The organism is Modestobacter marinus (assembly GCF_011758655.1).
In the GTDB taxonomy this organism is placed as follows: domain Bacteria; phylum Actinomycetota; class Actinomycetes; order Mycobacteriales; family Geodermatophilaceae; genus Modestobacter; species Modestobacter marinus.
Genome location: NZ_JAAMPA010000002.1, coordinates 476,624 through 495,252, shown reverse-complemented (window position 1 = coordinate 495,252; position 18,629 = coordinate 476,624). Strand labels below are relative to the sequence as shown.

The following is an 18,629-nucleotide window of genomic DNA, read 5'->3' as shown; positions in this document are numbered from 1 at the left end:
TCGGCCGTCCCCCACCGCGGTCGGCGGTCCCGTCCACCGGGGACCTAGGGCCCGCCGCGCCGTGGAGGTGGCCGCGCCGGGACGCCGGGGTGACGGGGGCGTCCCGACCACCGCCGGCTGCGGTGGGGACCGCCGTCGGCCGCGGCCGGCACACCGACGACCAGGTTCAGCACCGACCCGACCGCGATCCCGGCCGCCGCGCCGCCGAGCACGTCCAGCGGGGCGTGGGCGCCGAGGTACACCCGGGACACCGAGTTGAGCAGGGCCAGGACGAGCGCGGTGGCCACCCAGCGGCGGCGGAGGTGGGGCGCCAGGAGCACCACGATGCCGAAGGCGATGACCGCGTGACCGGACGGGAACGACAGCCCGGCGGACGGGACGTCCCGCAGCACCGCGCCCGGGACGGTGGCCCCGGGTCGTTCCCGCGCGACGAGCTCCTTGAGCACGTCCCGCTCGACCAGCAGCTTGAGCGGCACCAGGGCCGCCAGGGCCATCACGAGTCGCCAGCGTCGGTGTGCGGCCGCGGCCGCGGCGACCAGGAGCGGCATGCCGAGCACACCCAGCAGCTGGAACAGCCAGAGCGGACCACGCCACCAGTCCGGCCAGCCGTTGACGAACCGGAACACGGCCGCCTCGGCCGGCCGCACCGCACCGGAGGCCACCGACCAGGCGCACAGGGCGGTGGCGACGGCGGCGGCGATCGCCGTGCCCACATCGGCCCACCTCCGGCGCACCGTCGTCATCGCGCCGTCGTCATCGGGCTGTCGTCATCGGGCTGTCGTCATCGCGCTGTGCGCACCGGCTCGCCCGCCGTGGTCCCCGGTCCGGTGCCGCGCCGGCAGGGCAGCCGGGCGACGAGCCCGAGGGGATGGGCAGGAACGGGAACGGCAGGACGGCGCCGGTCGCCGCGGTCGCGCCGACCCCCACCGCGGTCGGCCCGGCGACGTGGCCGAGCCCGGCCACCCCAGCGCGCGCGGCGTGATCGGCACGACGGTGCCCGGCCGGGTGGGCGCGAGGACGGCCCGGACGCGGGGCCGGGCCGTGCGTGTCCACCGGTCCAGTCCACCGGAGGGCACCGCTGGTCAGCAGGGTCTTCCGGCCCGCGAGCGGGTGTCCGCGGTCCCGTCGCCCCGGCACCCCTCGCGCGGACCGGCGCGCCGCGACGCCGCTCCCGGCGGGACCTTGGTCCCCTCCGGCAGGGGCTGGGGGCACGTCCCGGCGGGCCGGGGCCGCGCGACGATCGCTGACGGGTCACCGGAGCTCCGGGACCTCCGATGCAGGACCGGGAGGGCATGGTGGAGACCACGCACCCACGGGCCCTGGTCCCCGCCGTGGACGCTCGACGTCCGAGCTGGCCGCCGGGCGCCGACGGGCGACGACCCTCCGGTGCCGACCGCTGGTACCGCTGCCGCGTCCCCCGGTCGGTCTGGGTCTGGGCCGGGGTGCTCGTCCTCGGGGTCGCCGCACTGGTGCTGCTGGCGTTCCTCACCGGCCGGCCCTCGTGGGTGCAGGCCGTCGACCGGGCGGTCCGCGACCTGCTCTTCCCCGGCGCCCGGTCGGGGGCCGGGCCACCGGGCTTCTGGCAGGACCTCGACGCGCTCGGTGCCGGGCTGGGGTACCGCGTGGTCTGGGTGCCCACGGTGCTGGTGCTGGTCTGGGCCCGCCGCTGGCGGCACCTGCTGGTCTACCTGTCGACCGTCTCCCTCGTCGCCACCCTCGCCCTCGTGTCCGTCGGCGACCACCTCGTCGCCCGGACACTCCGGACCGGGCTCACCGGCTCGGCCGACCACGTCGCGCTGCCGGCGTGGCCGGTCGTCGTCCTGGCCGCGGTCGCCACGGGCAGCCTGTACGCACTCACCCCCTCCGGCCCGGCCCGGCGCTGGGGGTGGACGGCGGTGGCCGTGCTGGTCGGGGCACTGGCCCTCGCGCGGGTCGGGTCGAGCCTGGACAGCGCGTCCGCCGCCGTGGTCAGCGCGCTGGTCGGCTCCAGCGCGGCCGCTCTCGTCGCCTCGGTGTTCGCGCCGGAGCGGGCGTTCCCGGTCACCTACGACCGCCGGGTCAAGGCGCACCTGGACCTCGATGCCCAGCGCCGGGACCGGGTGCTCTCGGCCGTCCGGGACCAGCTGGGCATCGAGGCGACCGAGCTGGAGCCGTTCCGGCTGGACGGCTCGGCCGGGTCGACCCCGTGCCGGCTGCGGCTGGCGCACGGACCGCCGACGCACCTGTTCGGGAAGCTGTACGCCACCACGCACCTGCGCTCGGACCGCTGGTACAAGTACGCCCGGGTGCTCCGCTACGGCCGGCTCGAGGACGAGGCGCCGTTCAGCTCGGTGCGCAGGCTCGTCGAGCACGAGGACTACATGCTCCGGCTGCTCCGCGACGGCGGGGTGCAGGTGCCCGAGCCGGTCGGGGTCGTCGAGGTGGTCCCCGGTCAGGAGTACCTGCTGGTGTCCGAGCTGGTGCCGGACTCCGTCGAGGTCCTGGAGTCCGGACTCGGCGACGCGGTCATCGACGACGCCCTGCGCCAGGTCCGGCGGCTGTGGGCGGCAGGTGCGGCCCACCGGGACGTCAAGCCGTCCAACGTGCTCGCCCAGGGCGACCGGGTGTTCCTCGTCGACGTCTCGTTCGGGGAACTGCGGCCCTCGCGCTGGCGGCAGTCCGTGGACCTGGCCAACATGCTTCTCACCCTCGCCGTCGTCGCCGGCCCGGAGCGGGTGCTCGGCCGGGCCGCGGCGTTCTTCTCCGCCGAGGAGCTGGCCGAGGCCTTCGCCACGACCGGCTCGGTGACGGTGCCACGACAGCTCCAGCGGATGGTCCAGGGGACCGGGCGCGACCTGGTCGGGGAGTTCCGGGCCCTCCTGCCACCCCACCCGCGGATCAGCGTGCAGCGCTGGAGCCTGCGCCGGGTCCTGCTGGCGGTCACCGCCGTCTGCGGGGTGGCCGTGGTGAGCGTGCTCGTGGTGGTCAACCTGCGGGCCGGCGGTCTGCTGTGAGGACGGGCGCGGGTGCCACCGCCCTCACCGGGGCAGGGGCGGCGTGAGCGCGGCGGTCCCCCCGCCCCTGCCCGCTGCGCCCGCGGACCAGGGGGACGGGTCCCGGCAACTGCCGTCGTGGGTCAGGCGGGCCGTCGTCGTCGCCCTCGCTGCCGTCGCCGGCTACCAGGTGGTCTCCTGGGCGTTCGCCAGCATCCGTGGTCTGCTCGGCCTGGTCTTCCTCGCCTGGCTCTTCGCGATCAGCGTGGAACCGGTCGTGGAGCGCCTCGTCCGCCGCGGCCTGCGTCGGGGTGCCGCGACCGGGGTGGTCCTCATCGGGCTCGCCGCCCTGGTCGTCGCCTTCGCCGGGGTCTTCGGCGCGGTGCTCGTCGACCAGCTCGCCCAGCTGCTCACCGCCGCCCCGGACGTGGTCCGGGACGCCGTCCTCTGGGCCAACGCGACCTTCGGCACCTCCCTGCAGCCCGACGAGGTCATCGAGTCCCTCCAGCTGACCCCCGCGCGCCTGCAGCAGCTGGCCCAGGACCTGACGCCGGGGGTCGTCGACGTCCTCACCCAGCTCCTGGGGGTGCTGTTCCAGTTCCTGACGTTCGTCCTGTTCGCGTTCTACATGTCGGCGCAGGGACCGACCCTGCGCACCACGGTCACCAGGCTCTTCCCGCCCCGGCACCAGCACGTCATCAGCACCGTCTGGGAGATCGCGGTCGAGAAGACCGGCGGCTACGTGATCTCCCGGCTCGTCCTCGCTGCGCTGAGCGCGTTCTTCACCGGCGGCTTCCTGTTCCTCCTCGGGGTGCCGTTCTGGCTGCCCCTGGCGCTGTGGACCGGGGTGGTCTCCCAGTTCATCCCGACGGTGGGGACCTACCTCGCCATCGCCGTCCCGGCGCTGGTCGCCCTGTCCGGGCAGCCCGTCGACGCACTGTGGGTCGTCGTCTTCGGCACGCTGTACCAGCAGGTGGAGAACTACCTGTTCGGGCCGCACGTCACGGCCCGGACGGTGGACATCCACCCCGCCGTGGCGCTCGGTGCGGTCATCGCCGGCGCCGGGCTGTTCGGTCCGATGGGCGCCCTGGTCGCGATCCCCGTCGTGGCTGCCGTGCAGGCGGTCATCGAGACGTACGGGCACCGGTACGAGCTGGCACCGGAGCCCGCGGACGCGGGAGCCGCCCGCGGCGGCGGCCGACCCTCCCGCGCCGGGACGGCAGCCGCCGTCCGGCGTGCCTGGACCCGCCGGCGCACGGCCCTGCGCACGTCCGAGCGGGAGCGTCCGGCGCGGCACTGAGGTCCGCGGGAGCGCAGGCGACCGCTGCCGGGCCCGCGGTCCCTCAGGCCGTCCGCCCCGCCTCGCGGACGACGCCGTCCACCGACCCGGTACGGGGGCTGACCCGCCGTCCGTGCACCAGCCCGGTCTGGATGCCGATGTAGCAGTGCGCGTCGGCCGGTGCCCAGGGCCGCAGCCCGAGCTCGTCCAGGCGGCGCACCGCCGCGGGGTCGCTGATCAGCCGGGAGGCGCCGACGACCGTCACGTTCCAGCCGGTGAGGGCCAGGGCGTCGATCTCGTCGACCGCGAACGCCACGACCGCGCCCCGGCTGGCCGCGGCCACCGTGCTGCCGCGGTGCACGGGGATGTAGACCTCCCCGTGGGCCAGGGCGAAGGCGACCGGCTGGACGGCGGGCAGCGCCCGTTCGGTGAAGGCGATCCGGCCCACCAGGACGGTGCCCATCAGCGCCAGGCACTCTGCCTCGTCCAGGACCTCGACCTCGTGGTCCACGTACGGGGTGTCCACCATGCCTCCTCGCCCGCGCCGGTCCGCGGGTGCCGCCGACGCCGTCCTCCCATGGTCGGGCGGGGCCCGCGGCCCGTCCCCGGGGCTTTGGTCCCCGGGCACGGAGCCCTCCCGCTCTCCCTGCGGCCGGGCCTGCCCGGCGACCGTGGGAGGCACGTACCCGTGCACGTGAGGGAGGAGCACCACCATGGACCCGTCAGAGCCGGCCGACCCCCGGGAGCAGCGCCCAGGTCACCGTCCGCCGCCGGACCCGCTGGCCATGACGCCGGCGGAGAAGCTGGTCGCGGAGTGGGAGGCCCGGCACGACGTCGCGGCCCGCGGCCACCGGGGGGCGCCGGGTGCGGTGCAGCACTACCTCGCCGAGTCACGCGCCCGCGACGTGCAGCGTCCCGTGGCGACCGCCCCGGCCGAGGTGCCGGCGCGCCCGGCGCCGAGGGCTCCTCACCAGGCAGAGGCCCCCGCACCGCCCTCCCGGCGGCGCTGGTGGCCGTTCCACCGGCCCCGGTGACCCACGCCCCGGTGACCCACGCCCCGGTGACCCACGCCCCGGTGGCCCACGCCCCGGTGACCCACGCCAGGGCGTGAGGTCCCGCCGGTCGCGGCGGGCACCGCCGCGACCGGCGCGACCTCACCGGACGGGCGAGCCCGGTGGCGCCGGTGGTCGCCGCCGCCCGGACCACAGCGGTTCGACGGCGCACCACTGCTCCTCCCACTCCCGGGCGCGGCGGAGCCACAGCACCCGGCACACCAGGAGGTGCCCTCCGGTGGCGGTCGCCGCGACGACCAGCAGGGTGACCAGACCGGACACCACCGCGACGGCGCCCACGTCGGCGACGTCCATCGGCGGCCGGGTCCGCTGCCCGTCCCGGTCCACCCAGATCTCGACGCGGTCACCGGCCCGGGCATCGCTCGGGGCGTGCACCAGGCCCTCCCGGACGGAGCCGTCCGGTGCCGGCCAGGTCGCCCGGACCGGAGCGGTGAACATGCCGCTCCCGTCCGGCCCGGCTGCGTCGGCGAGGAGCACGGCCTCCTGCTGGCTCGCTGCCGCGGCTCGTTCGCGGGCCAGGGCAGCGGTGTCGGCCCCGACCGCGATGCCGACGACCAGGGCCACCGGCACGGCCAGCACCAGGGCGACGGCGGTCAGCAACCGGGAGGCCAGCTCGATGCGGTCCGACCGTCGCTTCAGCGGCCCGGACCCGAGCGCGGCACGCCGCAACGCCCGCCGGGCGGCGCCCGGCTGATCGGCCAGCTCCGGTTGATCGGCCATCTCTCCGGCTCCCTGTCCCCGGTGGCGGTCCCTCGGGCAGCAGCCTGGCCGGGACCGGCGCCGGGGGGTGGAGGCCGAGGTCCCGGGCTCGACGCAGAACGTCCTCCGTGCGCCGCCCACGGGTCGACCTGCGACCCCGCCGGGCACCGACGAAGGTCCGTGTCGGGTGCCCGGGGCCGGCGGCAGGCTCGACGCGACCCCGCCGACGGCCGCTGCGATCGCGCGGAACAGGCGGGCGACGGAGGAGGGTCCCGGTGACCGAAGAGCGCCCGCCGTACCCCGTGCGCGTCGATGCCGCGCTCGACGCACCGGTCAGCCGCTGGCTGTGGTTGGTCAAGTGGCTGCTGCTCGTCCCGCACGCCGTCGTCCTGGTCTTCCTGTGGGCCGCCTTCTTCGTCGTCTCGGTGATGGCCTTCTTCGCCGTCCTGGTCACCGGCCGCTACCCGCGGGCGCTGTTCGACTTCAACGTCGGCGTGCTGCGGTGGAGCTGGCGGGTGCAGTACTACGGGTACGCGGCGCTGGGCACCGACCGGTACCCGCCGTTCACGCTCGCCGACGTCCCGGACTACCCGGCCCGGCTGCACGTGCCCCACCCGGCGCGGCTGTCCCGTGGGCTGGTGCTGGTCAAGTGGTGGCTGCTGGCGCTGCCGCACTACCTGGTCGTCGCGGTGTTCGCCGGCGGCGGCCTGTGGCTCGGTTCCTGGAGCAGCGGCGGCGGCAACGACGACGGCTGGGCGTTCGGCGGTCTGGTCGGCCTGCTGGTGGTCGTGGCCGGGGTGGTGCTGCTGTTCACCGGCCGCTACCCGCGCCCGGTCTACGACTTCGTCATGGGGATGGACCGATGGGTCCTGCGGGTGGCGGCCTACGCGGCGCTGATGACCGACCAGTACCCGCCGTTCCGGCTGGACATGGGCGGCACCGACCCGGGGTCGCAGGTCCTCGGCCCGCCCCCTGCCCCCTCCGGGCCGGGTCAGGGCGGCGGGGCGTCCGCCGCGCCGTCCGGCCCGGTGCCGAGCACCACGGGAGCGGTCGCGTACGGCACGGGGGACGCCCCCCCGCAGCATCGGTGGACCGGCGGGAGGGCGGTGGCGCTCGTCCTCGGCGCGGTCCTCGTCCTGGCCTCCACCGGGCCGCTCACCGCCGGTGCCGCCCTGCTCTGGGCCGACCGCACCCAGCGGGACGACGGCTGGCTGACCAGCCCGCGGGTCGAGGCGTCCACCGGGCAGCACGCCCTGGTCAGCGAGGACCTCCAGCTGGACACCTCGGGCGCCGACTGGGTGCTCGACGACGTCCTGGGGCGCGTCCGGCTGGAGGCGACGTCGCTCGACGGCGAGCAGGTGTTCGTGGGGATCGCCCCGAGTGCTGCGGTCGGCGAGTACCTCGGCGGGGTCGGACGCACGCAGCTGCAGGACCTCGGTGCCGGACGGGACAGCTGGGGCTGGGGGTGGGACGACGAGCCGGGCACGGGCCGGCGGGTGGACCCGGGCGCGCTGCGTGACCTGCCCGGCGGACCACCGGCCACCGCTCCGGGCGAGGTGGACATCTGGGCGGCATCGGCCCAGGGCGGGGGCACCCAGGTGCTGGAGTGGGCACCGGCGGACGGTGACTGGACGGTGGTCGTCATGCCCGCCGACGGCTCGGCGGGGACGTCGGTCGACCTGGCGCTGGCCGCGACCGTGCCGGCGCTGCCCTGGGTGGCCGGCGGGCTGCTGGCGACCGGGGCCGTGCTGCTGGCCGGCGGTGTCCTGCTGATCGCGGTGGCGGTGCACCGGGCGCAGGCGCGGCCGGGGCCCCCGGCACCCGGTGGGCCCCCGGCGCCGCCGGTCGGGTCGGGTCCCGACCCGGTCGGCGTCCGGCCCACCCCCGGAGGCGATCCGACCCTGACCCCGGCCGGCGGACCGCGCTGAGCCGTCCGGGGACCTACGTCACCACGGATGGGGACCTGTGGACGTCCTCGGCGGGTCGGTGCCCCGGACACCCTGGGGCCCGACCCGCCGGGCACTCCCGGCACCGACCAGGAGGAGGCCGTCGTGGACGACCGGACCGAGCTGACCGACCCGTCCGTCCCCTCCGGGGCGGCTGCGCCGCGCCCCCGGGTGGTGGTCGGCGTCGACGGGTCGCCGGGCTCGCGGGCCGCACTGGCCTGGGCACTGGTGTCCGCCGCGCGCACCGGCGCGGCCCTGGCCGTGGTCTCGGCGTTCCCCGTCGACTTCTACTGGTCCGACCCCTACCTGCTGGACCGGGGGCGGATCGAGGCGCTCCGGTCGCACACCGAGGCGCGGACGCGGGAGCTGGTCGACGAGGTCCGGCGGGAGCCGGCCGTGGCGTCGGTGCCGGGTGCCTCCTCGGTCGCCGCCGCGGTCGTCGTCGTCCCCGGCGCTGCCGCCGAGCACCTGGTCGAGACCTCCGCCGGGGCCGCCCAGCTGGTGGTCGGCAGCCGGGGACGGGGAGGCGTGCGCAGCACCCTGCTCGGTTCGGTCGCGCTGCACTGCTCGACCCACGCCCGGTGCCCGGTGGTCGTGGTGCACCCGTCGGAGGTGGCGGCGAGCCGACCGCGGGTGGTGGTCGGGGTCGACGGGTCGGAGGCGTCCCGCGCCGCACTGGCGCAGGCGGTCTCGGCTGCCGCGCTCACCGGTGCCGAGCTCGAGGCCGTGGCGGCGTTCCAGCAGCCGACCTACTGGGGTGACGCCCAGCTGGTGCTGGCCAAGCCGGTGGCGGAGGTGCGGGAGGCCGCGCGGCGCCGGGCCGAGGAGGAGGTCGCCGAGGTGGCGGGGGGCCGGCCGACGGTCACCGTGCGCGTGGTGACGGTCGAGGGACCGGCGGGGGAGGTCCTCGTGCAGCGGGCGTCGGGCGCCGAGCTGCTGGTGGTGGGGAGCCGCAGCCGGAGCGGGCTGCCCGGCATGCTGCTCGGCTCCGCGGCGCTGCACTGCGTGGTGCACGCCCGCTGCCCGGTCATGGTCGTGCACCCACCGGCGGAGACGGGGGAGTCACCCGCCCCGTCCAGCCTGGCCGGCGTCGCGCACTGACCGTCCGACGGGGCGCCCGGCCACCGGGCCCCGGTGCGACCCGACCCGTCCGTCGGGCGGAGAGGAGTGGGCGTGCAGGCATGGGTCGTGGACCGTCCCGGGCCGATGGAGTCCGGGCCGCTGCGCCGGGTCGAGCGGGATCCGCCCGAGCCCGGTCCCGGCCAGGTCAGGGTGCGGGTGCGGTGCTGCGGTGTCTGCCGCACCGACCTGCACCTGGCCGAGGGCGACCTGCCACCGCGCCGGCCGCAGGTCACGCCGGGGCACGAGGTGGTGGGTCTCGTCGAGGCACGGGGCCCCGGCGCCGAGCGCTTCGCCGTCGGTGACCGGATCGGTGTGCCCTGGCTGGGGCGGACGGACGGGGTCTGCCGGTTCTGCCGCCGGGGCGCGGAGAACCTGTGCCTGGACCCGGGGTTCACCGGCTGGGACCTCGACGGCGGCTTCGCCGACGCCTGCCTCGCCGACGAGCGGTTCGCCCACCGGCTGCCCGAGGGGCTGACCGACGAGCAGGCCGCGCCCCTGCTCTGCGCGGGCATCATCGGGTACCGGGCGCTGCGGGCCGCCGACGTGCCCCCGGGTGGCCGGCTGGGCATCTACGGCTTCGGCGGCAGTGGGCACCTCACCGCCCAGGTGGCGCTGGCCCAGGGGATGCGGGTGCACGTGCTCACCCGTGGCGCCCGCAACCAGGACCTGGCACAGCGGCTGGGGGTCGACTCGGTCGGTGGGCCTGCCGACCCGCCCCCGGAGCCGCTGGACGGTGCCGTGCTGTTCGCACCCGCCGGGGGCCTGGTCCCGGTCGCGCTCCGCGCGCTCGACCGCGGCGGCACCCTCGCGGTGGCCGGGATCTGGCTGTCGGCGATCCCGGCGCTGGACCACGCGACCGAGCTCTTCCAGGAGCGACGGCTGCGGAGCGTCACCGCGAACACCCGGCAGGACGCCGAGGAGTTCCTGGGACTGGCCGGGCGGCTCGGCGTGCGGGCCACGACCGTCGGCTACCCGATGGCGCAGGCGCAGGTCGCGCTGGCGGACCTGGCCGACGGCCGGTTCAGCGGCGCTGCCGTCCTGCACGCCTGAGCGCGCCGGTCGGGCGCCGGGGACGGCGGGTGCGCAGCCCGGGTCACCGCCGCCGGTCGCCGGCGGCGGTCCGTCGTGCCCGCACGGCCTTGGCCAGTGTGTCGGCCCCGATCACGGCGGGCATGGCGCAACCGGCCACCACCAGGCCGAGCAGGGACGGCGGCCGGTGGCCCAGCAGCTCGGCCACCGGCCGGACCGCGAGCATGCCGACGAGGACGACGAGCTCGACCGCCACCGCACCGGTCAGCAGCGGGTTGCTGCGCCAGCCCAGCCGCCAGGCCGGCCGGGTGCTGCTGCGGCAGGCGAAGGCGTTGGCGAACTGACCGAGCACGATCGCGGTGAACGCCGCACCGGAGGCGGTCGCGAGCGTCGCGCCGGACGCCGTCCCGCCGTAGCGCCACCCCGCGGACACCAGCACGGTGAGGAAGGCGGTCATCGCCACGGTCGCCTCCACCGGGCCGAGGACCCCCAGCGCCCGGGCGAGCAGGTGCCGGTCGACGAGCCGACGCCGGGGCGGCGGGCCGTCCAGCACCCGTGCGGTGGGCGGCTCGGCACCGAGGGCCAGGGCCGGCAGCAGGTCGGTGGCGATGTCCAGGCTGAGCACCTGCAGCACCCCGATCGCCAGCGGGACGGCGCCCCCGGTGACGCTGAAGACCAGGAACGGGGCGAGCTCGGCCACGTTGTCGGTCAGGTGGTAGGTCAGGAAGCGGCGGATGTTGGCGAACGTCGTCCGCCCCTGGCGCACCGCGGCGACGATGGTGGCGAAGTGGTCGTCCAGCAGGACCAGGTCCGCCGCCTGGCGGGCGACGTCGGTCCCGCTGCGCCCCATGGCCACGCCGATGTCGGCGGCCCGCAGCGCCGGCCCGTCGTTCACGCCGTCGCCGGTCATCGCGACCACGTGCCCGCGGGCCTGGAGCGCCTGGGCGATGCGCAGCTTGTCCTCGGGCGCGACCCGGCACACCACCAGCCCGTCGTGGTCCAGCAGGGCACCGAGGGCGGCGGCGTCGACCGGCAGCTCCGTCCCCTGGACGACCCGGCTGGAACCGTCCTGCCACAACCCGACCTGCCGGGCGATGGCGCTCGCGGTCGCCCCGGAGTCACCGGTGACCATGGCGACCGAGATGCCGGCGCGCCGGCAGTCGGCGAGGGCGGCGTCGACCCCCACGCGCGGCGGGTCCTCCAGCCCCACCAGGCCGAGCAGCTGCAGCTCCTGCTCCGCCTCGTCGGCGCCGGCGGCGGCCGGCAGGTCCACCGTCCGGACGGCGACGGCGAGCACCCGCAGCCCGTCCGCAGCCAGCCGGGACGCCTCCTCGCCGGCGCCGGCGACGCCGGTGCAGCGCGGCAGCACCGCGTCCGGGGCGCCCTTGACGGAGAGCTCCCGGCCGACGAGGACCGACATCCGCCGTCGCCGCGGGTCGAAGGGGAACCGGCGGGCGGCCGGCTCGCCGTCCGGAGCGGGGGCGCCGACCCGACGGGCGAGGGCGTCCAGCGCGGCCTCCATCGGGTCCCCGAACGCGGCCCAGCCCCCCGCGGTCTCCCGGATCCCCCCGGTGGAGCAGCGCACCGCGGCCCGCGCGAGCCGCCGCGCCCCCTCGACCGCCGGGGCGGGGCCGGTCACCTGGCCGGTGGGCTCGTACCCGACGCCGGTCACCTCGACGCGCCCGGCGGGCGTCCAGACCACGACGACGGCCATCCGGTTCTGGGTGAGGGTCCCGGTCTTGTCGGTGCATACGAAGGTGGTCGACCCCAGCGTCTCCACCGATTCCAGCCGGCGCACCAGTGCGTGTTCGCGGGCGAGCAGCTGGGCGCCGCGGGCCAGGGACAGGGTGACCGTGGGCAGGAGGCCCTCCGGCACCAGTGCGACGGTGACCCCCACCGCGAACAGGAAGCCGTCGGCGGCCGGGAGGCCCAGCAGGACCCCGGCGCCGAAGCAGGCCAGCCCCACGCCGACGGCGAGCGCGGTGATCGTCCGGACCACCCGGTCCAGCTCCCGGCTCAGCGGGGTCTTCGCCCGTTCGACGCTCCGCGTCATCGTGGCGATGCCGGCCAGCCGGGTGTCGCCGCCGATGGCGGTCACGGTGGCCGAGCCCTCGCCCTCCACGACGAAGCAGCCCGCGGACCCGCCGTCCCCGGCGGCCTTGTCGACCGGCTCGCTCTCGCCGGTGAGCATCGCCTCGTCCAGCCGCAGACCGTGCACCTCGTGCAGGACCAGGTCGGCGGCCAGCCGGTCGCCGGCCCCGAGCAGCACCCGGTCACCGACCACCAGGTCGACGGCGTCCACCTCCTGCCGCAGGCCGTCCCGGACCACCGTGACCCGGTGCGGGACGAGGTCCCGCAGCACCTCGGCCGCCCGGTCGGCCCGGTGCTCCTGGACGAAGGCGAACGCACCGTTGAGCAGGACGACGACCACGATCGCCGCCCCCAGCTGCGGCATCCCCCCGACCACCGCGAGCACCGCGGCGCCCCAGAGCAGCAACGCGAAGAAGTGCACGAACTGCCTGGCGAGCAGGCGGACCGGGGACGGTGCGCCCTGCTCGGGGAGCCGGTTGCCGCCGGGCACCCGACGCGCGGCCGCCTCGGCGCTGGTGAGGCCGCTCGCTGCCACGTCCGAACGCCTTCCGGCCAGCTCGATCCCGTCGGCCAACGTTCCTCCCAGGCGCTCGGCCGGCGCGCAGCGGCCGGTCACCCGACCCTGCGTGCCGGCCGGCCACGCGGACAGGGACCAAGGACCGTGTGCGAGCGGTCCGATCGGCAGCACAGTCGAGCCGGGCGCGCTTCCCTGGCCCGGACTGCGACGGAGGAGGACCGATGGGCGATCACGAGGGCCGGCGGAGGGGGCGGCGGCCGGTGCCGTGCCCCGGGTCGGTGACGGTGCAGGGGGTGGCGGCCCGGCGGGTGGCCACGGGCGCGGCAGCGGTGGGTGCGCTGGCGGTCGGCTCGTTCGCACTCGGCGCGCTGACGGTCGGGGCGTGCACGGTGGGGCTGCTGCGCGTGGGCCGGCTGACGATGCGGCGTGCCGACATCCGGGACCTCCGGGTGGACCGCCTGGAGATCGGCGAGCTGGTCCGGCCGTCGGCGGCCCAGCCGGGCCCGGCAGACGTCCGGTGGTGACGGAGGGCGCCGGCGCGCTGCGCACGACCGGCTTCGGGATGGGCGTCCGGGTGGATCTGCCGTTCGAGGACGCGGTGCAGCGCACGCGCGCGGCCCTCGCCGGCCAGGGGTTCGGGGTGCTGACCGAGATCGACGTGGCCGCCACGCTGCAGGCCAAGCTCGGGGTGGCCGTGCCCGCGCAGCTGATCCTGGGCGCCTGCAACCCGGCGCTGGCGCACCGCGGGCTGCAGATCGAGCCGGACCTCGGTCTGCTGCTGCCCTGCAACGTCGTCGTCCGGGCGCTGCCGGGGGGTGGGACGCTGGTGTCGACGCTGGAGCCGGCCGTGATGGTCGGGGTCACCGGCCAGGCAGCCCTGCAGCCGATGGCCGCAGAGGCCCGCGACCGTCTCCGGGCTGCGCTGGACGAGGTGGCGCGCACCTGACCGCCGGCCCGGCCACCTGGTCGATGGCACGCGATCCATCCTGGCCCGGACGGAGTCGTTCCCCTACCGTCGGGCAGACGCCGCTGCACCGGAGCAGCGGTACGTCCAGTCCACGAGGTCGCGATGGCAGGACGCGAGGACGCCGGGCCGCCGCTCCAGCGCAGCGGCGCGGCCGGAGCGGAGCTCTCCTTCCCCGATCAGCCCCGCCTCGAGCTGGACCAGCTCCTGGGCCAGCTGGTGGAGCGGGCGCAGGAGGTCCTGGGGACCCAGGGCAGGCTGCGCGACCTGTTGCGCGCCAACCAGGCGGTGTCCAGTGAGCTCTCCTCCGCCGGGGTGCTGGAACGCACCGCCGACGTCGCCCGCGACCTGATCGGTGCCCGCACCGCCTCGGTGGAGCCGGCCCCGCCGTCCGCGCGGGGGCCGGACCGGCCCGGGCCGCCGGCCGCGGGGACGACCGCCCGGGGCAGCGAGCTGCACGTGCCCGTCCAGGTCCGGGACGAGCTCGTCGGGGAGCTCCACCTGGTGGACAGCACCCGGGGCGGGTTCACCGCGGAGGACCTGGAGCTGGCGCAGGCCCTGGCCGTGACCGCCGGGCTGGCGGTCGCCAACGCCCGGCTGTACGAGTCGGCCCGCCGTCGCGGTGAGTGGCTGAAGGCCTCCGGCGCGATCACCCGCGAACTGCTGGCCGGGGAGCTGGCCGGCACCGGTGCGCTGGAGCTCGTCGCCCGGAGCAGCCGGGACGTGGCGGGGGCCGACGTGGTGGCGGTGCTCCGGCCGCACCAGGCCGGCCGCGGCCCCCGGCAGCTCTGCGTCGAGGTGCTCGTGGCTGCCGAGGGCGTCGCGCCCGTGGGGCGTTCGGTGCCCCGGGAGGGGACCCTGCTGGGCAGGGTGCTGGACGCAGCCGAGCCGATCTCGGTCGCCGACGGGGTCCTCGACGACGAGGACGGCGCGATGCCGTGGAGCGAACCCGAGGTCGGCGCCCTGCTGGCGGTCCCGCTGCGGGGCTCCGGGGCGGTGCTCGGCGTGCTGTGCGCGGCCCGGCTGCCGGGCCGGCCGACGTTCACCGACACCGACGTGGAGATGGCCGCAGGCTTCGCCAACCAGGCCGCGCTCGCCATCGAGCTCGCCGAGGCGCGAGCCGAACAGCAGCGGGCGGTCGTGCTGGACGAGCGCGAGCGGATCGCCGCGGACCTGCACCACGTCGTCGTCCAGCGCCTGTTCAGCGTCGGGCTGGGGCTGCAGGGGGTGCTGGCCGGGCTGACGGACAGGCGCACCGCCGGACGGGTGCTGGCGACCGTCGAGGAGGTCGACCGGACGATCGAGCACATCCGCCGCACGGTCTTCCCGCTGGCCACCGCCCGGGCGCCGGCCGATCCGCGTGAGCGGGTGCTCGACGCCGTCGTGGAGGCAGGCGCCGTCCTCGGTTTCGAGCCGGACGTGCGCTTCTCCGGGACCCGCACCGGGCTGCTCGTCGAGGAGCTGGCCGAGGACGTCGCAGCCGTCGTCCGCGCGGCACTGCTGGACGTCGCCCGGCGGGGGAGGGCGACGACCGCTGCGGTCGACGTCGTGGAGGACTCCGACGGGTTGCTCGTCCACGTCCGGGACGACGACCCCCAGGGTCCCGACGAGTTCTGGCCGGTGGGCGAGGAGCTCCGCCACCGGGCGGAACGGCACGGGGGCAGCTGCACCGTGAGCCCCACGTCGCCGGTCGGGGCGTCGCAGTACTGGTGGGTGCCCCGGCGGTGACCGGCCGCCGGCGGCCGGTCACCGCGCCCGGACGACGGGGGCGGCGGGCTCCGGTGTCGCGGTCCGGGTCGGAAGCCCCGGGCCGGGTGGGCCGCAAGGCACCGGCCCGGGACCCGCTCGGCGGCCACGGTGGGGGAACGCCCACGCACCGGAGGAGGCACCCCGTGGAGGAGCAGTCACCCGCACCGTTCGCCGAGGCCGGAGCCGCGCTGGCCCGCTGTGTGCTCCGCACCGGCATGCTGCTGGCGCAGCGGCGGCTCCGGTTGCCGCGGCGCCACGTCGGCCTGCGGCTGCGGTTCGCCGACGGCACGACCGGCACCGTGTACCGGGAGACCCGGGTCGACCGGTTGGCGCCTGCCGACCCGTGCCTGCTGGTCGTCGAGTTCCGCCTGCGGGCGGTCCGGGGCGCCCGGGGGCACGCCCTGTTCCGCGCCGAGAGCCTGCTGAACACCCCCCTGTTCGCCGGCTTCCCCGGACTGGTGTCCAAGCTCTGGGTCGCCGCGGACGAGCACGGTGTCTACCGGGGGGTGTACGAGTGGGACGGGCCCGACCGGGCTGAGGCCTACGTCCGGTCGCTGCGGCGGGTGCTCGCGTTGGTCAGCGTGCCCGGATCGGTCCACCACCGCGTCGTCCCGGGGCTGCGCCGGGCACAGGCGCTGGCCGACCCGACGGTGCTGGTGGCCGCCGACCGCGGGGGCAGCGCGGACTGGTGGCGGCTCGTCGGTGCGGGATGAGCCGGTCGCTGGACGTGCTGGTCGTCGGTGCCGGGCCGACCGGGCTGGCCCTCGCGCTGCAGGCGGCGGCGCACGGCGCCCGGGTCCGGGTCGTGGACGGCCGCGCCCGGGCCGCCCGGCCGTCCCGGGCCCTGATCGTGCACGCCCGCAGCCTGGAGGTGCTCCGGCCGCTGGGGGTCACCGCCGACCTGCTCGCCGAGGCCGACACCGCGCCGTCCGTGGAGCTGCACCTGGGCCGGTCGGCGGTGCCGGTCCGGCTGGGCGACCTGGCCGTGCCCGACACGGCGTTCCCGCACCTGACCTTCCTGCCCCAGCAGCACGTCGAGCGGGTGCTGGCCGCTGCCCTGGCCGACCGCGGCGTGCAGGTGGAGTGGTCGACGCAGCTCGTGGCCGCAGACGACGGCCCGGAGGACGTCGCCGCGGTGGTGCGCCGGAACGGCGGCGAGGAGGTCGTGCACTGCGCTGCGCTCGCCGGGTGCGACGGCGTCGGCAGCACGGTGCGGGCGGTCGCCGGCATCGGCTGGCCCGGTGCCCGGGCCCGCGTCGAGGTCGTGCTGGCGGACGTCGACCTGGCCGGGGAGCTCACCGCAGGTGCCGCCCACGTCGGTGCCGGTCGGCGGGGTCTGCTGATGGCCTTCGCGCTGGGTGAGGGGGCGCCGTGGCGGTTGGTCGCCACCCGGACGGCGCCGGACCGGCTCCCTGCGGGGGTCGGCGGGCCCGCGCTCCCCGCGGACGAGCTGCAGGAGCTGCTCGACGTCGCCGGGCTGCCCGCCCGGGTCACCGACGTGGCCTGGTCCAGCCGCATCGCCCTGCAGCACCGGCTCGCGACCGCGTACCGCGCCGGCCGGCTGTTCCTCGCCGGGGACGCCGCGCACGCCTGGTCCCCGGCCGGTGGGCAGGGGATGAACACCGGCGTCCAGGACGCCACCGCACTGGGCTGGCGGCTCGCCGCAGCGGCCGCCAGCAGCGCCCCCGAGGAGCTGCTGGCCTCCTACGCGGCCGAACGCCGCCCGGTCGCGACCTCGACGCTGCTGCTCACCCGGCTGCTCTTCTGGGGCGAGTCGGCGACCGACCCGGTCGCGGCGACCCTGCGGGGGACGCTGGCGCCGCTCGCCGCGCCGCTGCTGCCGTGGGTGCTCGCCCGGCGCCGGCTGGTGGCGCGGGGGTTCCGGGTGCTGGCTCAGCTGGACACCGGGTACCCCGGGGGACCGCTGGCGCGGGAGGGGAGCACCCCGCGGGCCGGCCGGCCGCACCCGGGGGACCGGGTGCCCGACGCGCCGGTGACCTGCCAGGGCCGGGAGGTGCGGCTGCACGAGCTCCTCGCCCGGCCCGGGGTGCACGTCCTGCTCGACCGGGACGCCCCCGATCCGTCGGTGACCGGCCGGTTCCTGCACGTGCACCGGCTGACCAGCAGTCCCGGCCGCGGCGTCGTCGCGGTCCGTCCCGACGGCCATGCCGGCTTCGTCAGCGGGGCGGTCGACGCCGAGCTGGGCTGGTGGCTGGCGGCAGCCGGTGCTGCCGGTCGCTGACGCGCGGACGTGCGCAGCGGGTCGGCGACAGCTCGGGCACTCCGGCCCCGCGCGGCGGGACGTGCGGCCCGGGCGGCGGTGCGGCCCGGCCTCCTAGCGTCGGCGGCGTGGCCCGGCCTCCTGGCGTCGGCGGGGCACGACGACGGACGAGCCGACCCGGGAGGGCACCGTGACCCAGACAGGACAGGCACTGCTGGCGCAGGGACGGACGAACCGGATCGGCTACCTCGGCGTGGTGCTGGTGAACGCGGCGGGACTGCTCGTCCTGCACGTCTGGCCGGGCTGGCAGGAGTTCACCTTCCTCACGGCGGACACCCGGTCGGTGCTCGGCATCGTGGACGCCGCCCTGGTCGTGGGCATCGTGGTGAACCTGCTGCTGCTGTTCCGCGACCCGCCGTGGCCGACCGCGGCCGGCTCGCTGGTCACCACCCTGGTCGGCCTGGCGGCGATGGTGCGGCTCTGGCAGGTCTTCCCGTTCGACGTCTCGGACACCTGGGAGACGGTGCTGCGGGTGGTCTTCGTCGTCGGGCTGGTCGGGGCCTGTCTGGGCGTCCTCGCCCTCCTGGTCAGCCTGTTCCGGATGAGGCAGGTGGCGAGGCGCTGATCCAGCAGGTCCACCCGTCCGACGGCCGGGAGCGTCAGCGCCGGCTCACCGGCGGCCGAGCCAGCGGCCGACCCGTCCGGCGGGACGCTCGGGCCGGGGATGCCCGGGGCACTGCTGGGCGGCCGGCACACCGGCCATCACCTGGTCGACGTGCTGGCCGCAGCCTGCCCAGGTGGTCATGCCGCAGGTCCGGCAGGCGACTGCTCGGCACATGGGGTCTCCTTCGTCAGGGGGGCTCCGGGCGAGGTCGCCCGGTCGCGGTGCCCGGGCCGGCTGCCACCGGGAGGCAGGGGGTCCCCGCCGGTGACAGCCGGGTCGGCTCGGGACCGTTCGTCGGGGGGC

The 18,629-nt window shown here is 77.1% G+C and carries 17 protein-coding genes; 12 read left to right on the top strand and 5 right to left on the bottom strand.

Annotation, left to right across the window (positions count from 1 at the left end):
- Positions 1-44 precede the first annotated feature (44 nt).
- Positions 45-713 (bottom strand): phosphatase PAP2 family protein, encoded by a 669-nt coding sequence (locus tag FB380_RS18295; RefSeq protein ID WP_208383685.1) that lies wholly within the window; start codon positions 711-713, stop codon positions 45-47.
- A gap of 561 nt (positions 714-1,274) precedes the next feature.
- On the opposite strand from FB380_RS18295, the gene FB380_RS18290 reads away from it, so the two are divergent.
- Both FB380_RS18290 and FB380_RS18285 read left to right on the top strand, forming a co-directional pair.
- A complete protein-coding gene (locus tag FB380_RS18290; RefSeq protein WP_166756757.1) occupies positions 1,275-2,993 on the top strand; it encodes an RIO1 family regulatory kinase/ATPase domain-containing protein in 1,719 nt (572 codons plus the stop codon).
- A 43-nt stretch (positions 2,994-3,036) separates the two neighbouring features.
- A complete protein-coding gene (locus FB380_RS18285) occupies positions 3,037-4,272 on the top strand; it encodes an AI-2E family transporter (RefSeq protein ID WP_166756756.1) in 1,236 nt (411 codons plus the stop codon).
- Positions 4,273-4,315: 43 nt separating this feature from the next.
- On the opposite strand, the gene FB380_RS18280 is transcribed toward FB380_RS18285, so the two are convergent.
- Complete coding sequence (locus tag FB380_RS18280) at positions 4,316-4,780, bottom strand: pyridoxamine 5'-phosphate oxidase family protein (protein WP_166756755.1); 465 nt, start codon at positions 4,778-4,780, stop codon at positions 4,316-4,318.
- Between the two features lie 184 nt (positions 4,781-4,964).
- On the opposite strand from FB380_RS18280, the gene FB380_RS18275 reads away from it, so the two are divergent.
- Positions 4,965-5,285 (top strand): hypothetical protein, encoded by a 321-nt coding sequence (locus FB380_RS18275; protein WP_166756754.1) that lies wholly within the window; start codon positions 4,965-4,967, stop codon positions 5,283-5,285.
- A gap of 120 nt (positions 5,286-5,405) precedes the next feature.
- Here the strand turns inward: FB380_RS18275 and FB380_RS24170 are convergent, their stop codons facing one another.
- Positions 5,406-6,044, bottom strand: coding sequence for an Rv1733c family protein (locus FB380_RS24170; protein WP_188959647.1), 639 nt, complete (start codon positions 6,042-6,044; stop codon positions 5,406-5,408).
- Positions 6,045-6,298: 254 nt separating this feature from the next.
- Here FB380_RS24170 and FB380_RS25605 point away from each other — a divergent pair, with 254 nt between their 5' ends.
- From FB380_RS25605 to FB380_RS18260, 3 genes are all read left to right on the top strand, one after another.
- A complete protein-coding gene (locus FB380_RS25605; RefSeq protein ID WP_188959648.1) occupies positions 6,299-7,951 on the top strand; it encodes a DUF4389 domain-containing protein in 1,653 nt (550 codons plus the stop codon).
- Positions 7,952-8,074: 123 nt separating this feature from the next.
- Positions 8,075-9,070: a universal stress protein gene (locus FB380_RS18265; RefSeq protein ID WP_166756753.1), complete on the top strand. Its 996-nt coding sequence runs from the start codon at positions 8,075-8,077 to the stop codon at positions 9,068-9,070.
- A gap of 72 nt (positions 9,071-9,142) precedes the next feature.
- Positions 9,143-10,141 carry a zinc-dependent alcohol dehydrogenase family protein gene (locus FB380_RS18260; protein ID WP_166756752.1) on the top strand — a complete coding sequence of 333 codons (999 nt, stop codon included), beginning with the start codon at positions 9,143-9,145 and terminating at the stop codon, positions 10,139-10,141.
- Positions 10,142-10,184: 43 nt separating this feature from the next.
- Here FB380_RS18260 and FB380_RS18255 read toward each other — a convergent pair whose 3' ends face one another.
- Positions 10,185-12,746, bottom strand: a complete 2,562-nt coding sequence (locus FB380_RS18255) for a cation-translocating P-type ATPase (protein WP_208383684.1) — start codon at positions 12,744-12,746, stop codon at positions 10,185-10,187.
- A 203-nt stretch (positions 12,747-12,949) separates the two neighbouring features.
- On the opposite strand from FB380_RS18255, the gene FB380_RS18250 reads away from it, so the two are divergent.
- From FB380_RS18250 to FB380_RS18225, 6 genes are all read left to right on the top strand, one after another.
- Complete coding sequence (locus tag FB380_RS18250) at positions 12,950-13,252, top strand: hypothetical protein (RefSeq protein WP_208383683.1); 303 nt, start codon at positions 12,950-12,952, stop codon at positions 13,250-13,252.
- Entirely contained in the window at positions 13,249-13,674 is a 426-nt protein-coding gene (locus FB380_RS18245; protein ID WP_208383682.1) for a DUF302 domain-containing protein, read from the top strand. Before FB380_RS18250 ends, FB380_RS18245 begins: the two co-directional genes overlap by 4 nt.
- A gap of 123 nt (positions 13,675-13,797) precedes the next feature.
- Positions 13,798-15,420, top strand: coding sequence for a GAF domain-containing sensor histidine kinase (locus FB380_RS18240; protein WP_166756751.1), 1,623 nt, complete (start codon positions 13,798-13,800; stop codon positions 15,418-15,420).
- Between the two features lie 164 nt (positions 15,421-15,584).
- Positions 15,585-16,154, top strand: a complete 570-nt coding sequence (locus tag FB380_RS18235) for a YdhR family protein (protein ID WP_166756750.1) — start codon at positions 15,585-15,587, stop codon at positions 16,152-16,154.
- Positions 16,151-17,683, top strand: coding sequence for an FAD-dependent monooxygenase (locus FB380_RS18230; RefSeq protein WP_166756749.1), 1,533 nt, complete (start codon positions 16,151-16,153; stop codon positions 17,681-17,683). Before FB380_RS18235 ends, FB380_RS18230 begins: the two co-directional genes overlap by 4 nt.
- A gap of 169 nt (positions 17,684-17,852) precedes the next feature.
- Entirely contained in the window at positions 17,853-18,287 is a 435-nt protein-coding gene (locus FB380_RS18225; protein ID WP_166756748.1) for a hypothetical protein, read from the top strand.
- 45 nt (positions 18,288-18,332) lie between these two features.
- On the opposite strand, the gene FB380_RS25600 is transcribed toward FB380_RS18225, so the two are convergent.
- Entirely contained in the window at positions 18,333-18,467 is a 135-nt protein-coding gene (locus tag FB380_RS25600) for a hypothetical protein (RefSeq protein ID WP_268237760.1), read from the bottom strand.
- Between the last annotated feature and the right edge of the window lie 162 nt (positions 18,468-18,629).